The 19,438-nt window shown below is 33.9% G+C and carries 17 protein-coding genes and 3 pseudogenes; 2 read left to right on the top strand and 18 right to left on the bottom strand.

The window, feature by feature from the left end:
* Positions 1 to 10: 10 nt before the first annotated feature.
* From ppsA to DN408_RS28270, 3 genes and pseudogenes are all read right to left on the bottom strand, one after another.
* On the bottom strand, positions 11 to 2,617 hold the full coding sequence (gene ppsA / locus DN408_RS28280) for a phosphoenolpyruvate synthase (protein ID WP_147740474.1): 2,607 nt from the start codon (positions 2,615 to 2,617) through the stop codon (positions 11 to 13).
* 130 nt (positions 2,618 to 2,747) lie between these two features.
* Positions 2,748 to 3,089 (bottom strand): YolD-like family protein, encoded by a 342-nt coding sequence (locus DN408_RS28275; RefSeq protein ID WP_002165494.1) that lies wholly within the window; start codon positions 3,087 to 3,089, stop codon positions 2,748 to 2,750.
* Positions 3,086 to 4,350 (bottom strand): annotated as a pseudogene (locus DN408_RS28270) (Y-family DNA polymerase). Before DN408_RS28270 ends, DN408_RS28275 begins: the two are co-directional and overlap by 4 nt.
* Positions 4,351 to 4,551: 201 nt before the next feature.
* On the opposite strand from DN408_RS28270, the gene DN408_RS28265 reads away from it, so the two are divergent.
* Positions 4,552 to 4,917 (top strand): YxeA family protein, encoded by a 366-nt coding sequence (locus DN408_RS28265; protein WP_002168073.1) that lies wholly within the window; start codon positions 4,552 to 4,554, stop codon positions 4,915 to 4,917.
* 115 nt (positions 4,918 to 5,032) lie between these two features.
* On the opposite strand, the gene DN408_RS28260 is transcribed toward DN408_RS28265, so the two are convergent.
* The 7 genes and pseudogenes from DN408_RS28260 to menA all read right to left on the bottom strand — a co-directional run bounded on the left by DN408_RS28260 (position 5,033) and on the right by menA (position 12,278).
* Positions 5,033 to 5,743, bottom strand: a complete 711-nt coding sequence (locus tag DN408_RS28260) for an alpha/beta hydrolase (RefSeq protein WP_002185483.1) — start codon at positions 5,741 to 5,743, stop codon at positions 5,033 to 5,035.
* Between the two features lie 275 nt (positions 5,744 to 6,018).
* Positions 6,019 to 6,861 (bottom strand): polysaccharide deacetylase family protein, encoded by an 843-nt coding sequence (locus DN408_RS28255; protein WP_016127227.1) that lies wholly within the window; start codon positions 6,859 to 6,861, stop codon positions 6,019 to 6,021.
* 291 nt (positions 6,862 to 7,152) lie between these two features.
* Positions 7,153 to 7,836 carry an N-acetylmuramoyl-L-alanine amidase family protein gene (locus DN408_RS28250; protein ID WP_147740473.1) on the bottom strand — a complete coding sequence of 228 codons (684 nt, stop codon included), beginning with the start codon at positions 7,834 to 7,836 and terminating at the stop codon, positions 7,153 to 7,155.
* Positions 7,837 to 7,962: 126 nt separating this feature from the next.
* Positions 7,963 to 9,747: a sensor histidine kinase gene (locus DN408_RS28245; protein ID WP_002128030.1), complete on the bottom strand. Its 1,785-nt coding sequence runs from the start codon at positions 9,745 to 9,747 to the stop codon at positions 7,963 to 7,965.
* On the bottom strand, positions 9,744 to 10,430 hold the full coding sequence (locus DN408_RS28240) for a response regulator transcription factor (protein WP_002128032.1): 687 nt from the start codon (positions 10,428 to 10,430) through the stop codon (positions 9,744 to 9,746). The genes DN408_RS28245 and DN408_RS28240 overlap by 4 nt, the downstream gene beginning before the upstream one ends.
* 330 nt (positions 10,431 to 10,760) lie before the next feature.
* The gene (locus DN408_RS28235; protein ID WP_002128033.1) at positions 10,761 to 11,087 is read right to left on the bottom strand and encodes a hypothetical protein; all 327 of its coding nucleotides are present in this window, start codon (positions 11,085 to 11,087) and stop codon (positions 10,761 to 10,763) included.
* Positions 11,088 to 11,374: 287 nt separating this feature from the next.
* Positions 11,375 to 12,278: pseudogene (menA, locus tag DN408_RS28230) on the bottom strand (1,4-dihydroxy-2-naphthoate polyprenyltransferase).
* Positions 12,279 to 12,797: 519 nt separating this feature from the next.
* Between menA and DN408_RS28225 the strand changes: the two are divergent.
* The gene (locus tag DN408_RS28225) at positions 12,798 to 13,382 is read left to right on the top strand and encodes a hypothetical protein (protein WP_003190019.1); all 585 of its coding nucleotides are present in this window, start codon (positions 12,798 to 12,800) and stop codon (positions 13,380 to 13,382) included.
* A 117-nt stretch (positions 13,383 to 13,499) separates the two neighbouring features.
* On the opposite strand, the pseudogene DN408_RS28220 reads toward DN408_RS28225, so the two are convergent.
* From DN408_RS28220 to DN408_RS28185, 8 genes and pseudogenes are all read right to left on the bottom strand, one after another.
* Positions 13,500 to 13,634 (bottom strand): annotated as a pseudogene (locus DN408_RS28220) (IS3-like element ISBt2 family transposase); the annotation flags it as partial.
* Between the two features lie 129 nt (positions 13,635 to 13,763).
* Positions 13,764 to 14,363 carry a DJ-1/PfpI family protein gene (locus DN408_RS28215; protein WP_000701587.1) on the bottom strand — a complete coding sequence of 200 codons (600 nt, stop codon included), beginning with the start codon at positions 14,361 to 14,363 and terminating at the stop codon, positions 13,764 to 13,766.
* 63 nt (positions 14,364 to 14,426) lie between these two features.
* On the bottom strand, positions 14,427 to 15,401 hold the full coding sequence (locus tag DN408_RS28210) for a phosphotransferase enzyme family protein (protein WP_002013620.1): 975 nt from the start codon (positions 15,399 to 15,401) through the stop codon (positions 14,427 to 14,429).
* A 278-nt stretch (positions 15,402 to 15,679) separates the two neighbouring features.
* Positions 15,680 to 16,084 carry an arsenate reductase (thioredoxin) gene (gene arsC, locus DN408_RS28205; protein WP_002128037.1) on the bottom strand — a complete coding sequence of 135 codons (405 nt, stop codon included), beginning with the start codon at positions 16,082 to 16,084 and terminating at the stop codon, positions 15,680 to 15,682.
* A gap of 25 nt (positions 16,085 to 16,109) precedes the next feature.
* The gene (arsB, locus tag DN408_RS28200) at positions 16,110 to 17,150 is read right to left on the bottom strand and encodes an ACR3 family arsenite efflux transporter (RefSeq protein ID WP_002128038.1); all 1,041 of its coding nucleotides are present in this window, start codon (positions 17,148 to 17,150) and stop codon (positions 16,110 to 16,112) included.
* 18 nt (positions 17,151 to 17,168) lie between these two features.
* The gene (locus DN408_RS28195; RefSeq protein WP_002128040.1) at positions 17,169 to 17,606 is read right to left on the bottom strand and encodes an ArsI/CadI family heavy metal resistance metalloenzyme; all 438 of its coding nucleotides are present in this window, start codon (positions 17,604 to 17,606) and stop codon (positions 17,169 to 17,171) included.
* A 60-nt stretch (positions 17,607 to 17,666) separates the two neighbouring features.
* Complete coding sequence (arsR, locus tag DN408_RS28190) at positions 17,667 to 17,972, bottom strand: arsenical resistance operon transcriptional regulator ArsR (RefSeq protein ID WP_000046014.1); 306 nt, start codon at positions 17,970 to 17,972, stop codon at positions 17,667 to 17,669.
* A gap of 606 nt (positions 17,973 to 18,578) precedes the next feature.
* Positions 18,579 to 19,343: an SDR family oxidoreductase gene (locus DN408_RS28185; protein WP_078178848.1), complete on the bottom strand. Its 765-nt coding sequence runs from the start codon at positions 19,341 to 19,343 to the stop codon at positions 18,579 to 18,581.
* Positions 19,344 to 19,438: the final 95 nt, after the last annotated feature.

The following is a 19,438-nucleotide window of genomic DNA, read 5'->3' as shown; positions in this document are numbered from 1 at the left end:
TTTTATTTCATTACAACACTTCAATATAGCCTTCTGTTCCATGTACCCGAATTCGTTGTCCGTCTTTTATTAATTTCGTAGCATTCTCTACCCCGACGACTGCTGGTAATCCATATTCACGTGCAATAACTGCTCCGTGTGTCATCAGTCCGCCAACTTCAGTGACTAACCCTTTTATAGACACAAACAATGGTGTCCAGCCAGGATCAGTAAAGGCAGTAACTAATAAATCTCCATCTTCTAAATTCGCATCTTCCATATTTAAAATAACGCGTGCTCTCCCCTCAATCACTCCTGAAGAAACAGGCAGACCTACGATTGCTTCAGCCGGGAGATTTTCTCGTTTGTACTTCCCAGTAATGATTTCTCCATCAGACGTCATTACACGTGGAGGCGTTAGTTTTTCATATAATTTGTAATCATTTTTTTGTTTATGAATAAGCTCGTAATCTAGTTTATTCGTAAGGACAACTTCGTGAAGTTCTTCAAAAGTTAGATAGTATATATCTTCTACTTCATCAATAACTTTATTTTGCACGAGTTGCTCGGCTTCTTTCAATATTGCCTGCTTATATATAAAATAGCGATTAATCATACCGTATTTTGGATATTCACGATAACCGATAAAATTCCGGATGTTACGAATCATTCGCTTCGTCTCTTCTACTTTTTGTTTACCATCCGGCAAATGCTGCAATCGATCTACTAACTCTTCTTCTTTTTTCAAAGCTTCCTGCAGTCCTTCTTCAAATTTCCGTTTACTAGCACCATCTTCAAAATCTCTTATATTATTTAAAATCATCGGGATAATGGTTGTTGGCTTTTCACTCCAGCGCGTTTTCGTAATGTCGATTTCTCCGCTGCATCTCATTCCGTATTTATTTAGAAAAGTTAGAATGGCATCTCTAGCTTTTTCTCCGCCTTTAAATTGAACGAATTCATCTAAAAAGTTATCATTTTCTACATGTTGTAAATACGCAATAACTTCTGGATATGGCCGAATCACATCAGCAACATCGAGTAATGCTAGCCCCATTTCAGACGTAATATTGTTTTGTACTGATTGAGAAAGTGTGTCTGCTGCATTCTTTTCGCCTAGCCATTGCTCCATTTTTTCATTGATCCATGTTGAAGCATCCATACCTGCCATAATGACAGCCATACTTTGCGGATGAAATAATATTTTCTTTAATTGCTGCATATCTTCCAAAATAAAATCAAGTACATCCACCCCTGATTTCGTTTGCATGTTTCGTTTTAACTCTTCGATTGATGCTTGATTCATCTTTATTAAATCCGTAACGATTGCTCGATTGTTTTCGATTTTTGGTTGTGAACTTGCAGGTGGTCCACTTTTACCAACACTCTTTTCTTTTTCATCATCTGGTAACAATGTAATAAAATCATCTCGCTCGACTACAGTTGTTAATGCATCTTTAATAAGCGGTTCCGAACTCCCTATCATATTTAATAAAAGTTCTCTACTAGTAGGCGAAGCCAATCTTTGTGCAACATCAACAAACAACCTTCCTCCAGCTTGAAACCTCTGTCCAAAAGATGTTAACTGGAATAAAGACATTCCTAATGGCTTCAAGGGGTCGGTCATCATTTGCTGGTGACCAACCGATACATACACATGATTTTCCCCATCATTTACTTCTGGTATTGGATATAAAGTCGTGATTGGGCGACTTTGGACAATATAAAATGTATCATCCACTAAACACCATTCAATATCTTGCGGACAACCAAAATAAGCTTCAATCTGTCTTCCAATCTGTGCTAGTTGTAATATTTGTGGTTCAGACAATGTTTGAAGCTTTTGCAGAGCCGGATCAATCTGTTTCGTCTCCGTTCCGCCATCTTTTAAAGCATAAATAGCTAATTTTTTAGTTGCTATCATCTTTCCGGTAATTTTGCCTTCTTTTACTTTATAATTATCGGCAGAGACCAGTCCTGATACTAATGCCTCACCAAGTCCAAAACTGGCATCGATTGATACTATCTTTCGGTTAGAAGTAACCGGATCAGCAGTAAATAAAATGCCCGAAGCCTCAGGGAAAACCATTTTTTGAACGACAACACATATAGAAACTTGATTATGTTCAAAATCATTTTGCATGCGGTACATAACTGCTCGCTCTGTAAATAAAGAAGCCCAGCACTTTCTTACATGCTGCAAAATCGCTTCTTCTCCGATAATATTTAAATACGTATCTTGTTGACCAGCAAATGAGGCATACGGTAAATCTTCAGCCGTAGCACTAGAACGCACGGCATACGCATGTTCATTTCCAAAACGTGAGAGATAATGAGCTACCGCTTCCACTACTTCAGAAGGGATTTCTACTGCCATAATGACTTCTCTAATCTTCTTACTAATTCCACCGATTTGGGATCGCTCTTCCATTTTCAACTTTGTTAGCTGCTGCAACAAAGTTTGAAGCTCGTCATTTTGCTCGATGGTCTTTTCATACCCTACCGTTGTAACACAAAAACCTTCTGGCACTTGTATACCTTGAATGTTTGATAATGCCCCTAAATTCAATCCTTTTCCGCCAACGAGCGAAAGCTGCGTTTTTTCTATTTCCTGAAAATCGAGAACGAAAGAACTCATGTAACATCTCTCCTTACTATGTGTGTGTTCTTGATTGTAGCAGTAGTAAATGAGAATAAACAGTCTATTTCGAACTTGATTTACATGATATAATTAAGTTAGGAAGAGATGATTTTTTATTTCTCCCCCTCTAATTCACTTCAATTACATCAACAAACTTAAACATCCTTTGATTATGAAAAGCATCGGTACAAGTAATCGTCTTATTTAATGGATTTATATCAGCTACTGTTATGTAATTTTTATATAGATAGCCCTCTTTATAATATGTAAGTAAAACCTCTTCTTCACCTAAATATGAAATTAACAGCTTATTTTCAATCCTTTCTTTTGCATCTTGCGTTAAAATTGGACGCGGGACTTTTGTTTGCTCCTGTATCATTTCTTTAATACAGACGAACTGTTCTGGCATACTAGCAAACGGTTGCCACTTTACCATTCCTCTTCCTTTTGGCATATTAGCATTCTTCACGATTTGTGCCCTCCTAGTAATGTGTTTCTATATCTTGCTGTTGCGACGCTTGTGTAAGAAACCCCACGTAAAATACTGTTCTTACCAAATCGTGTTCGAATTTCGTCCATAACCTTCGTTAATCTCATTTCTTTTTCTCTTTGTATAATGTTATCGAAAAGCGAAATTTGCTCTTCTCCTTCATGTATTAAATTTGTTAAGGAAAGACTTATCGAGCGAATCGGCTCTCCTGTATGCCGTTCGTATAAAAAATATGTACAAACGTTGTAAATATCCATCGTTAAATTTGTTGCTCTGTTTAACGTATATGCTTTTTTTATTCCTCCTCCGTATTCCTTGCTATACCCGACTGAAAAATGTATCGTTTGCGCGTATTTCTTTTCCCTTCTCAACCTATAACAAACTTCTTCTATATGCTCTAATAAAATAACTATGAACTCTTCTATCGAATAATCCGTAATAATATTTGGCTTTTCGCTATAGATGTTGTCGCTGGAACGTATTTCTCTGCTATTCTGCTAAAATCAATCCCGTTACTATGTAGATGTAATTCTTCCCCTATTACACCGAAAGATTGCTTTAAATATTTCAAAGGATACTGAGCTAATTCTCCAATTGTATGTATACCTTTTCGATTCAATTTCATTTCAGTTTTATACGATATACCCCAAAATTTACTGAGTGGTCTAATACTCCATAACTTCTCGGGTATATCGTCATACGTCCACTGTTCTATTCCATCTTTATTCTTTTTCGCCTCAACATCCATCGCTACTTTACTCAATAATAAATTCGGACCAATACCAATCGTACTTTCAATCCGTGTACGTTCATATATTTCTCGCTTGAACTTTAATGCAAACTCGCACGGATTACTCACAAATAAATGAATACTTGCAGTCATATCCATGAAAAACTCATCGATACTATATTGATGAAAATCTTCCGGCGCAACATACTGTAAAGCTAAGCCTGTTATGTAAGTTGAACACTTCATATACGTATGCATAATCGGATTCACAATAATAATATCTGGCCGCTTCGGTATTTCGTACAACCGTGCCATTTTCTTAATTCCTAACGCTTTTAATGGCGGTGTTGCCGCTAATACGATTGATCCACTACGGTTTACATCTCCTACGACAGCCAATTTTGTATATCGTGGATCAAGTCCTTTTTTAATGCAGGATACACTTGCATAAAAGCTACGAAGATCTACACATAAAATAATACGATTCGGTAAAAGAGAATAATCATACAAGGTTATCACTCCTCACGAAAGAACATTCGTTCTCATTATATACGAACTTACGTTCTTTTTAAAGGTATTTTCATGAAAATTTTGGTTAAAATAACCTTACTTAAAAAAATTTTTTAAGAAAAACTTAAGAAATTCCCCGCTATATTCATAAGAAGTTTTTTCTATACTGAAAAACGTAAATACGTAAAAGGAGAAACAATCATGAAGAAATTTGTACTTTACATAATAGGAATAGGCCTCCCTATATACTTACTACCTTTCATATTACGCGGAGATTTAGACAGATTTAATCCGATTGCTGAAGAAAAAAATGTATACGCTATTACGGAGGAATATGGCGTTCCAGATTACCATCATAAAGGAAGAGCTATGTACTCGCTAAAAGGTGTTGATGAATTAAGGAATGAGAAGGAATATAAAGTAGGAACGAACACTCCTAATGATTTTATAAGAAAAACTTACTTAAAAATTCATGTGAAAGGTAAGTATGTCTATTCCTACGACATTATTTCTGAAAAGGACATTCCGGAGAAAATAAGGGGCCAATTGGAGATAGCAAATAAATAAAAGAGCCAATTCGTACGAGTTGGCTCTTTATTATCTCTCCCACCTACCGTTAGGCTATCTTCCTACACATGCTTGAGATGGGAGAATCCTTTCGGTAAATTTATTACATTCGCTATCATTGTTTTAATAACCATTCTTCAATTACTTTCACTGTTTCATCTCGTTGTGCTTTTGACGTAATTAAGCTCGCATTATCACCTTTTTGCTCACCATACATGCCAAAATGAGCATGGTTTCCGCCTTTTATCATGTGCATAGCTGTATTCTTTGACATTAACTTTTTATTGCTCTCTATTTTTTCTACAGTTGCTAAAGCATCTACTTCCCCATAAATTGATAACATTGGAATCGATTTAGTAGAGAAATCATCTGCAGGATACGAACCTAAGAAAATGATCCCGTCTACCTTGTCTTCATGTTGAAAGGCATACTTAGAAATCATAGCTCCTCCCATTGAATGCCCCGCAACATACCATTTTTGAACTTCAGGATACTGTTCAATTACACTGTCTACTGCATTGATTCCAAGTATCGCTAAATTTAATGGTAACTTAGGCATTACTACAACATGCCCCTCTTTTGCAAGAGCTTTTCCTAAGTAACTATAAGCCTCAGCTTCTACTTTAGCTCCTTGATAAAAAATAACCCCTATTTTAGCATCTTTCTCTCCAAATACTATATTACCTTCATCTTTTTTATCATCTACTAACGACAAAGCCTCTTTCGTTGGTTTATAAGTAAACTGAGACCAAGTCAAAAACGTAATACTTCCTATAAGTAAAATACCTAGTAAAGAGTAAAGAACAATTTTCATCCACTTCTTCACATATATGCCCTCCCTAAGATGTGTATATTTTATACTTTAAATGATTATTTATATAATTGTCGAATAATCTTAACTAATAAATTTAGAAAAAATAATACGAGCCCTCAAATGCCGTTTTAAAATGAGTTCAATATATTCATCCTAAAACACAGGCTTCATACACAAAGTAAAATTCCATAAAGAAAAAGCCGATTTCTTTATCGTATAGGAAATCGACTTTTGGCTTAATTATTGATTTAGTAATAAAAACACCTTTTAAAATAACTATGTTTATACTATAGACGTTGATCTTTTTGGAAGTTTAGACGAAAATGATCCTCATCATTATATACCCCAAATTCATACCCTTGCTCTTTATAAAATTTAATAATTTCAGGAAGAGCTTGTAATGTTTGTGCTTTTTCATGCATTAAAACAACTTCTACTTCTTCTGTTGTCTGTTTTTTTACATTTTCGATAATCTGAGTTGGATTATCTTTTAATTTCCAATCATTTGAGTCTACTGTCCAATCCCAAACTTTTATTGCTGCTTCTACAATTTGATTCCGAATTTCCTCTCCCTTTAATCCTGGTGCAGATCCATATGGCGGACGGACTAGTTTAGGAGTTGTGCCCGTAATATTATGGATAAGATCTAACGTTTCTTTCATCTCTGGTACAAATTGTCCCTTTTTGTATAGCTTATCACTATTATGTGTCATACTATGTGCACCAATATAATGTCCTTCTTTTACTGCTCGTTTTACATTTTCCTGAAAACCTGTATTTTGTAAATTACTACCTTGCATAAAAAATGTCGAAGCAACATTTTGCTCTTTTAGTACATCTAAAAATTTCCCAGTCAATTCGCTAGGACCGTCATCAAATGTTAAATAGACAACTTTTCCTACCGGTTTTCCATCAGGTCTTTTTTGTTTTGCTGGTGATGTTTCCTTTTTCTTTTCTTGTTGTTGCGTATTAACTTGTTTCATACTTTCATTAGCTACTCCCTTCGCTGGGATAGAGTGCCATTTTCCAATTAAAAAGAAGGTGAAAAAGGTCGTTGCTAAAACAACTCCTAGAGATATTATTACCTTAGTTAATCGACTTGTTTTTTTCTTATTTTGTGATTCTTTCATTATTTTTCGATCCTTTCCCTATTAATTTTCATATTCATTATTTATAAGGCTGAGCCTTTACTCGACTGAATCATTAGTTTCACCCGGTGTTTACAATAAATAGATTAATAGAGATGGATAAAGATAAAATGCAGATAATGTCGAAATCAGTTAAAGAATAGCGTATTGCATCCACTCTTTAGAAAAATATTTGTTTTTAATTTGAAAACTGGATATACACCCAAAATAAAAAATACTACTCTTCCTAATTAAGATTTAGAAAGAATAGTATTTTTCTATTTGCCTATTTTATTACATCGTAAAATAATTAATAATGCCATCCACAATTCCTTTTTGCGATTTTGCTTGGAATTCTTCTGAATTCATTCTTTTTTCATCACTCGCATTAGATGTAAACCCTAATTCTATTAGGATAGCCGGAGAAGAATTTTCTCGTAAGACAAGAAAATCACTGCCTTGAACACCTCGATCTCGGCTGTCTATATTTTGATCAAAAATAGCTTCTTGTACGATCTTAGCTAATTTTTTATCTTTCCTTTTATTAGATCCATAATGAGTTGTTATTCCTTTTACATTTGTATCCTCAAAAGCATCATGATGAATGCTAATATAAAGATCCCCCGCATGTTCTTTCACTACTTTGACACGCGCTTGCAATTCTTCCTTTTGTTTTGTTTCTGAAAGTAAACTCGCATCTTTTTCACGCGTCAATATAACTTTTGCATCCGTTCTTTCTTCTAATTCTTTCTTTATATTTTGTGCTACTTTTAAATTAAGCTCTTTTTCAATCGTTCCAAATTTCTTTCCTTTCGTCCCTCTATCTCCTCCACCATGCCCTGGATCAATTACAATTGTTTTTCCTCTTAATCGTAAATCCTCTTGTGATATATTTTTATGCCCCTTAGCATGTATGAAACTAACTCCTGTGCCCATTATTAATATTATAAATAAAAGCAATGTCACTCTTTTTTTCATTTTAACAATCTCCTTATCAGCTTTTCATTCCCTTTCTAATGAAGATATTAATGAATGCTGATAAAGATAAAATGCAGATAATGTCGATTTTGTTTAAAAATGATAAAAACGTGTAGAATGAAAATTCTACACGTTTTTATTTAAGTAGAAGAAAAATAACACTCCATCTTCTGTATTCGAAACACCATATTCCGCACCATGCAGCTCTAATATATTTTTTGAAATAGCAAGGCCCAATCCTGTTCCACCTTTGGAGCGTTGACGAGACGTATCTCCTCGATAAAAACGATCCCATATTTTCTCTAAATGTTCTAGTTCAATATGTGCTCCTTTATTTTCTACACATACTTTTACACGTTCATTCTCTTCTATTGTAGAAATAATAATATTCTCCTGTTCTGGTGTGTAACGAATCGCATTCGTAATAAAGTTAGTAACCACCTGTTCTATTCGATGTGGATTTGCAACTACCTCAATTTTAGAAAGTTGTTTATGCACATGTAATTGCTTAGCTGTTATATCCGAGGTTAATTGCTCACATATATAATCAATCATCTCATCAATATGGAAAACATCCATTTCCATTTTATACGTACCAGACTCGAATTTTGCTAACTCCAGCATATCAATAATGAGCATATCCATTTTATCTACTTCTTTTGACATTGCTTTAAAGTAATAATCCTTTTTATTACTAGCAACACCATCCTCCAAAATTGAAATACAGCTCTTCATAATACTTAAAGGTGTTTTTAACTCATGTGAAACACCCGCGATAAATTCTTTACGTGTATTTTCTAATTGCTTTTCTTTCTCTATATCTTGCTGCAATTGATTAATATACGAATGCAAAGCCTTAGAAAGTGTATTAATATTTTGTGATAAAGCACCTATTTCATCCTTTGTAGTAATAGGTATCGTCTCTGAGAAATCTAAACCAGCGATTTTTTTTGTAGTATCATTTATTTGTAATAGTGGTTTGGCGATTTTATTTGAATAATAGAACGATATCAAAACGATTAAAATCAAAACAAAGATAATTAAATATACATAATAATCCTTTATCATTTGCACAGCTTCATCAACTGGTTGCAATGATGTCATAGCAAATATATAATTTACCTTACCATCTGCATCTATTGTTGGTTTGATTAATAGTTTATATTTAATATCATTTTCTTCATAATCCACTATTTCTGTAGAAGTAATATTATTTGGTTTTTGATTTAATATTAAATCAACCTGAAATTGTTTTATTCTATCTATTAACACACGATTTCCATAAATAGAGTTACTTCCTACAGTACCCTCTGGTAACTGCACGTTCTTAATACTTCCTGCTAAATATAACTGTGAATTTTCTTTTGAAGATGCGACTTTTGGGCCATATAACTTCTCTGACAACTGCTTGTTCTCCAAACCAATATTCTTCTCTTTTATTGTTAACATCGCAGGGACTACTGCATCACCTTCCTGCACTCCATCGATAATAATATGACTCCCCTGTTCTAAACTATCTTTTATCCTTTGTATATCTTCTAAATTAACAAAACTATACAACGGTATCTGAATTAAACGTTCAGAAAAGGTGTTATTTCCGTTAGGATCTAACTGAATTTCTAAAGAAAAATCACTTGCATATTTTATATTCCCTACCCTATCTAGCGTTGTAATCCATGTCGCATTATCTTGGTAGAAATTTTGTTCCAACTCTTGAATCCTTTTCGCGTCATCTCCAGCTTTTATATATGCCTTTTCAAAGGATTGAATATTCGTTTTAATATCATTAACTTTTCGATTCGAATAATATTGCTTAAAAAATATGGTTTGTCCAATAAAAATAGTCACTAAAATAAGTGTGCATAATGCCGTAGTTAATATAAATAACTTTAATACAATTCCTTTTTTCATACCTGTCCCTCAAATTTATAACCAGTTCGCACAACGGTTACAATACAAGTCGCTTTTTGTCCTAATTTATGACGCAAATTACGGATATGACTATTAACAGTACGATCATCCCCAGCGAATTCATAACCCCAAATTTTAGTGATTAGTTGTTCTCTCGAAATCACAATCCCTTGATTTTGCATGAAATACGTTAATATTTCAAATTCTGTATGTGTCATACTTATGTCTTCCCCATCTACAGTTACTGTACGAGAAGGGAAATGTACATGGATACCACTACTAGTTAATGTGTCTTCAGTAGATACATTAATAGTGGAAGAATATCGGCTTTCAATTAATCGTTTTGCCCTTGCCAATAAAATAGGAGGACTATATGGTTTTGTAACATAATCATCCGCTCCCATTTCAAATCCGAGTAAGGTATCATCTTCATCCACCCGAGCCGTTAGCATAATAATAGGTACATTAGATTTCTTCCGAATTCGCCGGCAAACCGCCCAACCATCTAATTCCGGTAACATAATGTCTAGAATAATTAAATGTACCTCATGTTCTTCAAATATAGATAACGCTTCTTTCCCATCAATCGCCTCTAAGACGTTATACCCTTCGTTTAGTAGGTAATCCTTCATGATTTCACGTAAAATATCTTCATCTTCTACAATTAAAATTGTTCTTTGCATATTTCATCTTCCCCACGATTAATTTTATTTTTATAAAGAAATAGTTCATTTTATATTTTAACCAATTAGAAATCTTTCACTATTTCTGTCACTACTAAATGCAACATAGTTATATCAAGATAATAGCATACTGATATAAAGATAAAATGCAGAGATAACTGTAATTCTTCAACAAATAATGAAACTCATCTTGAATCAAAAAATCCATACAAAAACGCCATCCTTTCTGTATATTTCTACAAACAGGATAGCGCTTTTTCATTTTAAAGGTCGCATTCTATGATAAATTATATTAATAAAGTAATATCAACTATACGTAATAATCGATATTTAATCGATATTAGAACTTATTACTTTATATTTATCTTCTTTTGCAACATCTATAATTGCATCAATTTTTTGTTGTTCATTATTCAGCTCATGTCCTTCGATCCAAACTTTATATCCTATTTCTCCCACTACTCCAACTTTAGTTATAACAACATCTAACTGTTTTTCTTTTTGAAAATATTCAATAGCAGTTGCCTTTGCTTTTTCTTGAGTTTTTGGAAATTCTTTGTCACTTAATGGATCTTTCGTTGTTAATGTAATGTAAGAGACAAAACCAATAATAATTAAAGTTATGGTAGAAAGTCCAACTAAAACTATTTTTTTCATTCTTCTTCATCCTTGTCTATCTTTTTTTAAAGATCAACATAACATTTATCGTTTTTCAATAAAAAAATATTGTATTTTACTATTTTTTTATTGAAAATCTCTATAACTTAGACAAGTATAAAAAGCATTCCTCTCACTATCCTGATCTTTATCTCAACTAATCTATTAAATAATGTAGATTTATAATAGAGTTTGATCATTATTAAAGAAATACAAAAATAAAAACCCCAATTTCTCTATATTAAAATCGAGAAATCGGGGTTTAGTCACTTAAAAATATTTTTTATTTAAAACCAGTAACTAATTAATAGTCCTGCTGATAATAAGAAGCCAAAAATCGTATTTGTCATCGCTGTTGATTTCATTGCGATGCGCATATACCCGGGATCCTTTTTGGAAGCTTTGAATAGCAGAGATTGGCTTTTTCAAACCTAGGAACATAACTAATGCCCAAGGGCTTATATAACCCATCAACACAATTACGGCAATCCATAAATAAGCAATTAAAAAGGCTACAGCTAGTGTTACCACTGCTTTTTCTCTCCCAAGGAGGATTACCAACGTCTTTCTTCCACCTTTAATATCTTCTTCGATATCTCGGATGTTATTCGACATGTTAATTGCACCTACTAAAATTCCAATTGGAATGGAAATCAATATACTTTCAATCGTTATAGTATTCGTTTGAATAAAGAAAGCAATGAGTACAAAACATGTCCCCATTAACAATCCAGAAACTAATTCTCCAAATGGAGTGTACGCAATTGGTAATGGACCACCTGTATATAAATAGCCAACCGCCATCCCAATTAAACCAATGACAACTAACCACCAGCTGCTATTCATACAAATATAAATGCCAATAAATGCTGCTACCACATACAATAAAAGCGCAACTGCTAATACATTTTTTGGCTTCAATCCATGACGGACAATTCCACCACCGATGCCAACAGAATCAGCGGTATCTAATCCACGTTTGAAATCATAGTACTCGTTAAATAAATTCGTTGCTATTTGCAACGCTAAACATGCAACCATCATCGCAATAAATAATAGCCAATGAATTTCGGCAACATAAAGTGATGACACTGTCCCTAAAATTACAGGAGAAAACGTCGCCGTTAATGTATGTGGGCGCGTCATCTTCCATATTAATTTAGCGGAACTAATTTCTTTTTCATTCCCCATAACTCTGTTCAATCTCCCTACATTTTAAGTATAAATTACTAGCAGTATCTTTCTATCTATTTCTTGATTCACATCCATTAATTATATCAAATAAATGATACCCCTCCTAACAAATCTAATAATAGTAAAGTGAAAAATTAAAAGTTGAATTACTATTAAGCTAACAAAACTAAATTTCTTTAAATGTGGTACCGTCACCTGCCCATCAACTTAAGAAAACAGATCCACCTTAAACGAAAAAACGAGCTTTTTTATTGCAAGTTAGGGCAAAACCTCATTCTGGAGGTAGCTCTATTTTCTTAGCTTGATAGCGATGTGATGTAAAATTAAGATTGTTCAAGTCGGAGCAAGGCACTCTATGATTGATTTCATTTTATAAGAAATCCACTGCAGAAAAAGAAAAATTTTATTTAGGAACTAATACCTCACATCCAAAAACAAGTGATACATGTACTAATTCTTATTTAATTTCATTTTTTATTAAGGCAGATTAAAAATGAATTAAAGGTGTGTGAAAAAATGGAGGAATTAAATCAAGTTTTAAACACTTCTGAAAAAATTCAGATAGATAATGAAAGTACATCAGATGTAGAACAATTATTAGACTGTTCTACTCCTTGTCAAAACGTCATAAATACTTCTGGGACAATTAGATTAACGGCCGGTACGAGTAATCCTTCATCAATTATTTTTCCAGAGCCATTACATGTTGGTGATACTTTCCCTGTAATTACAGATCCATTTTATTTAAAACTTAATGTTGCTCAATGTGATGCTCAAGCATCTGTAACTACTCCTTGTGGTGTTATAGAATGTAATGTTTCTGTATCTCAAATTACTGCAGTTGGAAATTTACCATTCTATTTTGGATTTCCAGCTCAATTTTTTCCATGTACAGGTCCAAGAACAGGATTTAGTGCATATTTAAATGATGTTGTACAAATAAACAATGTTCTTTGCTATAACTGTGATGGATCTTTACCTCTATTATGTGTAAATGGACTTTCACAAGTAAATGGTACAGCAACTTTAGTAAGCATTCGTCGAGATAGTTCTTATATATATTTTGATTTTAATGTGGAGATTGTCTTACCTGGTTGCTAAAAAATAAAAAGCACTTATCTTTTTTTGAAGTGACCCCCAAAATCGGAACACATATCAAAATACCTAAACCACCTGTTCCCTATATTCTTTAGGGGATAGGGAACAGGTGGTTTGATTTTTCTTGAATTCGCACACAATTGTAGTATTTTTAATTCCAAGTGTCTCTATAATGGTACGATTTGAATACCCATTCTTTTTCATTTGAATCACTTTCCACTTTATTTCTTCAGAGTAATGAACTCTTGTCTTCAAACGAAAAACACCTCCTGAATTCGCATACTTAATATGCAAATTCAGGAGGTGTTTTTTCATGTACCACTATTCGGATTCACTTCACTACAGCAAGCACCCTATTATTACGCCAATAAAAAAGAATTCAAATTACTTCCAAACAACACCTCGCCTCTCGTATTCCATTCTATATTCAACAGCAGCTGCAATTTTTGGACTTGCAAACCTTTCCGTGATCCAAAGACCTAAATCAATTCCTGAAGTAACTCCTCTTGCAGTAATAATATCGCCTTGATCCACAATTCTGTAATGAAGAAGTTCTGCTCCATATTGACTAATTTCATTTTGCGCCAAATGATGCATTGTTGCCTTTTTATCATTCAATATACCGGATACAGCTAGTAACATACCTCCTGTACAAACTCCAGCAACAATTGTTCCTTCATCGTGCATCTCTCTAATCATTTTGGTCAAATTACCAAGCTCTGCTTGCTTTCGTGCCCCATGTTCAGCTTTATGATTCCAGCCACCACCAGGTACAATTAACAAATCTGGACGATTATCCATTCGTAAAAAATCATGTAATTTAACCGTAACTCCAAACGAAGTAGTAACCTCTTGTTTTGGTTCACTAGAAACTAATTCAACCGTAAACGGAGCCCCTTCTTCTATCGCTCTTTTCAATACCTCAAAAGGTGCAAAGGAGACAAGCTCTCCAAAACCGTCAAACACTACAATTTGTATTTTCATTTTTAGAACACCTCATATGCTTTGTTTTATAAATCCCAAAAGAGAAGAAATGTTATCTACAAATTAAAACAATGAAGACAACCTTTCTCCCCTTACTCTATAAACTTTCAAATGTTCCTCTAATTCTCTCCCGTCACCTAATAGACTCATCGTCTTTTTAACGAAGTTCCAATTTAAACTACCGGATAACCATAGCAACGAAGAAAGTCTTTTATAATCATTTGAAGTTAAAATGTTATTAGCTTTATACCCTTCTAAAAATGCTCTAGCAACTTCCGGACATACTTTATGCGACTGTATTCCTTTCGTTCGAGAGTACCATTTTATTAAAAAGGCTAACCCTTCAATACGGTCAACATAACTAATAGATTCAAAATCTACAATTCCTTTTACCTGTTGACTTGAGCCCCATAAAACATTCAAAGGATTTAAGTCTGTTTGTACAATAAACTCTAATTCACTCGTATATGCGCAGTCTATATGATATTTAGCAAGATCTATATACTCCCGCAATTCCTTACATGCGCTTGTCTTGCTTTCTAACATATTAATAAACTCAACATACCCATCCAAATGAGATTTCTTCTGAAAAATCGCGCTTTGAAATGCACTAGAAATATCATGAACCTTTCTTGCTTCCTTTCCAAATGCTTCTGCGATAGCTTCCGTACAGAGTGTAATATGTTCTCCTTCAATCCAATTAGACAATATAAATCGGTATTGTTCATCATTCCAAGCGACTAATGTAAATGACTCCCCTGACCTATTTTTATTAATTTGCATAAAAAGGACTCCATGCTCGCGTAAATAATACGTAAAACGTACTTGCTCTATCAGTTGTTCGTTTGATAACGCCCCAAAAGCTGGATTGATTGTTCGCTTGCTATTGATAAACCGTGCGGAATATCGCTTTCCATTCACCATAATTTTATAGTGTAAATCTGTATTCCAGCTATTTTTATGTAGCTCTTCTTCCACTGCTAGTGAATGAATTTCTTTAAAATAATTTATTAATACGTCTTTTATTATGTGTTTCACCCTTTTTTCCTTTCATGTGAAAAAATTTTTATTACACGCTATTTTTTATGATTACTATCTCGATTACTCTAAAAACCAAAATTTTATTCATTGTTAATTACCAATAGTGTTTTTTTCTATATATAAATTTAATAGAGACAGACTACCATTCTAACTATATCATTCTTACATAATATTCTGCATTCGTTGAGATAGTTGTTGTAAACCAATGCAGTAGTGACTATGTATAGAAAAAGAGCCAATCCCCTATACGATAGAAGATTGGCTCTTTCCTTTATTTACTCCCCTGTTTCAGAAAATCGCTTTATACGTTCTCCAATTTCATCGCGAACACGTTGAAATTCAGACCATTCTTTTCCTGCTGGATCATCAAATCCCCAGTGAACACGATTAACGTGAGGAGGTGTCGAAGGACAAACAGAATCCGCATGGCTACAAAGGGTAACAACTAAATCAGCGTTATTTAAAATATTTACATCAATTATATCCGATGTTTGATTCGTTATATCGATATTTACTTCTTTCATCGCTTTAATAGCATTTGGATTTACTCCGTGTGCTTCGATTCCTGCAGAATATACATTCCACTTATCGCCTAAATATTGTTTGCCCCATGCTTCTGCCATTTGGCTTCGGCATGAATTTCCTGTGCATAAGAAATAGATTGTCTTTTTGTTTTTCATGTTGTTTTCCGCCTTTATTTTTAAATTATACTGGTTGATCATTAAAATATTTACGCTTAAACCAAAAAGCAACGTTTACAAGTGCAATCATTACAGGTACTTCAACTAACGGCCCGATAACAGCTGCAAATGCTGCGCCTGAATGAATACCAAACACACCAACTGCTACAGCAATCGCTAACTCAAAGTTATTACTACCTGCTGTAAATGCTAACGTTGTAGTCACCGGATAGTTTGCACCAATTTTTCTTCCCATAAAGAAAGAAACAAAAAACATTACAATAAAATAGATTAATAACGGAATTGCTATTCTTACTACATCTAATGGTACGCTAACAATCATTTCCCCTTTTAAAGAGAACATAACGATGATTGTAAATAGTAATGCAAGTAATGTAAGTGGACTAATCTTCGGTATAAACACCTTTTCATACCATTGTCTTCCTTTTAACTTAACGAGTACAAAACGTGTCAACATACCTGCTATAAAAGGAATTCCCAAATAGATAAATACTGATTTCGCTACTTCTCCCATTGTAATATCGACAATAGCCCCTTCAATTCCTAACCATTCTGGAATGACTGTTACAAACACGTATGCATAAACAGAGAAGAATAACATTTGGAATACGGAGTTAAAAGCCACTAAACCTGCTGCATACTCTTTATCCCCATCTGCAAGGTCGTTCCAAACAATTACCATTGCAATGCAGCGTGCTAAACCAATCATAATGAGTCCGACCATGTATTCTGGCTTATCTGGAAGAAAAATAATTGCTAAAACAAACATAAGTACAGGACCAATAATCCAGTTTTGCACTAAAGATAAAACCAATACTTTTACATCTTTAAATACCCGGCCCATTTCCTCGTAACGAACTTTCGCCAACGGTGGATACATCATGACAATTAAACCAACAGCGAGCGGGATGGACGTCGTTCCAACTTGTAATGTATTTAGTCCGTCTACTACACTAGGAAACACAAACCCTAAACCAATCCCAACAGCCATAGCTAGAAAAATCCATAGTGTTAAATATCGATCTAGAAAAGATAAACGTTTCATTTTATTTTCCATCTCCTATTAACAACAAGAATTTTTATCTACTACGTTAGAAGTCGTGCAACAAGATGGATCTTCAATTTTATGAACATCACTATGTGCTTTTGTATAAAAGAATTCCCACTCGTTACCATCAGGATCCGTTACCCAAAACTTATCTTGAACTGCATAGCAACAAGTCGTATCCATCTCATCACGCGCAAAGAAACCTTCTTTTTCTAATCTTTCTTTATGTAATGTAATTTCTTCAGCAGTATCCACTTGGAAACCGAAATGATTTACCTGATTTCCCTTCACTTCATCTCGTACGTTCAGCGTGAAATTAAGTCCTGGCATCTCTAATAAAAATTTTGCATAATCTACTTTCACCTTAACTGGTGACACATCAAATACCTTTTCGTAGAATTCGATAGACTCCTCTAAATCCGTAACATTTATACCAACGTGAACATATCTCATAGCTTACTCCTCCTCTTTATATGTTATTAATCAATTTTTTTTGATTAATAGTATAAAATTTTAACAACAGCTACCTTTTCCTGTTTTTCTAAAAATACAGCACAATTCTTCTGATAATAAATTATTTACTTCCGCATCATTTAAATCATAATAACTCCACGTGCCTTTTGTTTCTTTTACAATTAAACCTGCATCTAATAAAATCTTTAAATGATATGACAACTTAGATTGCGTCATTTCAAAAATCTCTGTTAAATCACATACACACGTCTGGCCTCGCTGACAAAGCTCATACATAATCTCTAAACGCTTTTGATCCGCCAACGCTTTAAACTTTTTTTCATAGAGCTGAAAATCTTGTGCCACCGTAGTTCACTTCCCTTCATCAACTTTTTTTGATATTTATAGTATATACGCTGATTAATTTATTACGCAACTAATTAATCAAATTTTTTTGATTTATAAAAACTTCCTCACATCATATCTTTGCTACAACTAAAAAGGACCATAGCCTTTTCAAAAATAAAAAACTATGGTTCTTTTTACAACTTGATAGTTACAATATTTCCGAGGAATGGAGTCTCTATAACTGTTTTAAATTTTAATTTGACCATTATAGAGTAGTGCCCCATCACCATCAAGCTAAGAAAAACAAATACCCCCAAATGAAAAAAATCGATATAACTCTTCGGCAAATAAAGATAACTCTTGTTTTTGGTGCATATTCATAAAAAGCACGTCACCCTTTCTCATTAACATAAGAGAATAGTAATGTGCTTTTAATTTCAAAAATAGTCTAAATCCTTAAGTTGATGGTTGTGGGGCGGGACCCCATACCCATCAACTTAAGAAAAAGAAATGCCCCCAAAACGAAAAAATGAGCGGCTTCTCAAAATAGCTATCTGTAGAGAAAGAAAATTTTAATTTAGGGGGATATGAAAATATTAGCTTGATGGGTATGAAGTAGTGCCCCTATAAACAAAATCCTCCAGAAACATCTAAAATTTGCCCTGTTACCCAGCGGCTATCAGAAGAAGCAAGGAATGCTACTACATCTGCAATATCTTCAACTTGCCCTATTCGTCCGAACACAGATGAATTCGTAGCAAAATTTCGTATTTCCGGATTATCTAGCAATTTCGCATTTATATCTGTCTTCGTATATCCAGGCATAATTGCATTCACTGTTATACCTCTTTCTCCAAGATGTTTAGCTAGAGGAAGTGTCATCGTATTTAGTGCACCTTTACTTAAACCGTATGCAATGGACCCTGCAAAACCAAGTCTTACTTCAGCTGATGAAATGTTAACAACTCGCCCCTCCGCTCGTAATAACGGTAATGTTTGCTGAATTAAGAAGAACGGTGCTTTAATATTTACAGACATAATTTCATCAAAAACTTCTTCTGTCGTATTTTCAATTGTTCCTTGTGTACCTATCCCTGCATTGTTTACTAAAATATCAATCTCTGATGTACCAACTCTTATTTGTAATTCATTCTTCAATTGTTCTACTATCTTTTTGACACCATCAATTGAATTGAAATCCGCTTCAATTAAGAATGCCTTTCCTCCATTTGATTCAATCTCACTAATTGTTTCATCTGCAGCTGCTTTATTTCGGCCATAGTGAATTGCAACTAATACACCGTCGTTTGCCAATCTCATCGCAATCGCACGACCAATACCGCGACTCGCCCCTGTTACTAACGCTACTTTCCCATCAAGATTCTTCATTTTTTCCACCCTTCCTAAATTTCCGTTTGATAAAGTGAAACTTTAATCAGTGGGGGTTTTCTTCATCCCCCACTGATTATCAGCCCTCACCAATC

The organism is Bacillus sp. AR13-1 (assembly GCF_008042285.1).
Taxonomy (GTDB): Bacteria; Bacillota; Bacilli; order Bacillales; family Bacillaceae_G; genus Bacillus_A; species Bacillus_A mycoides.
Note: the sequence above shows the minus strand (reverse complement) of the source record. Positions and strands in the feature narration are given on the sequence as shown.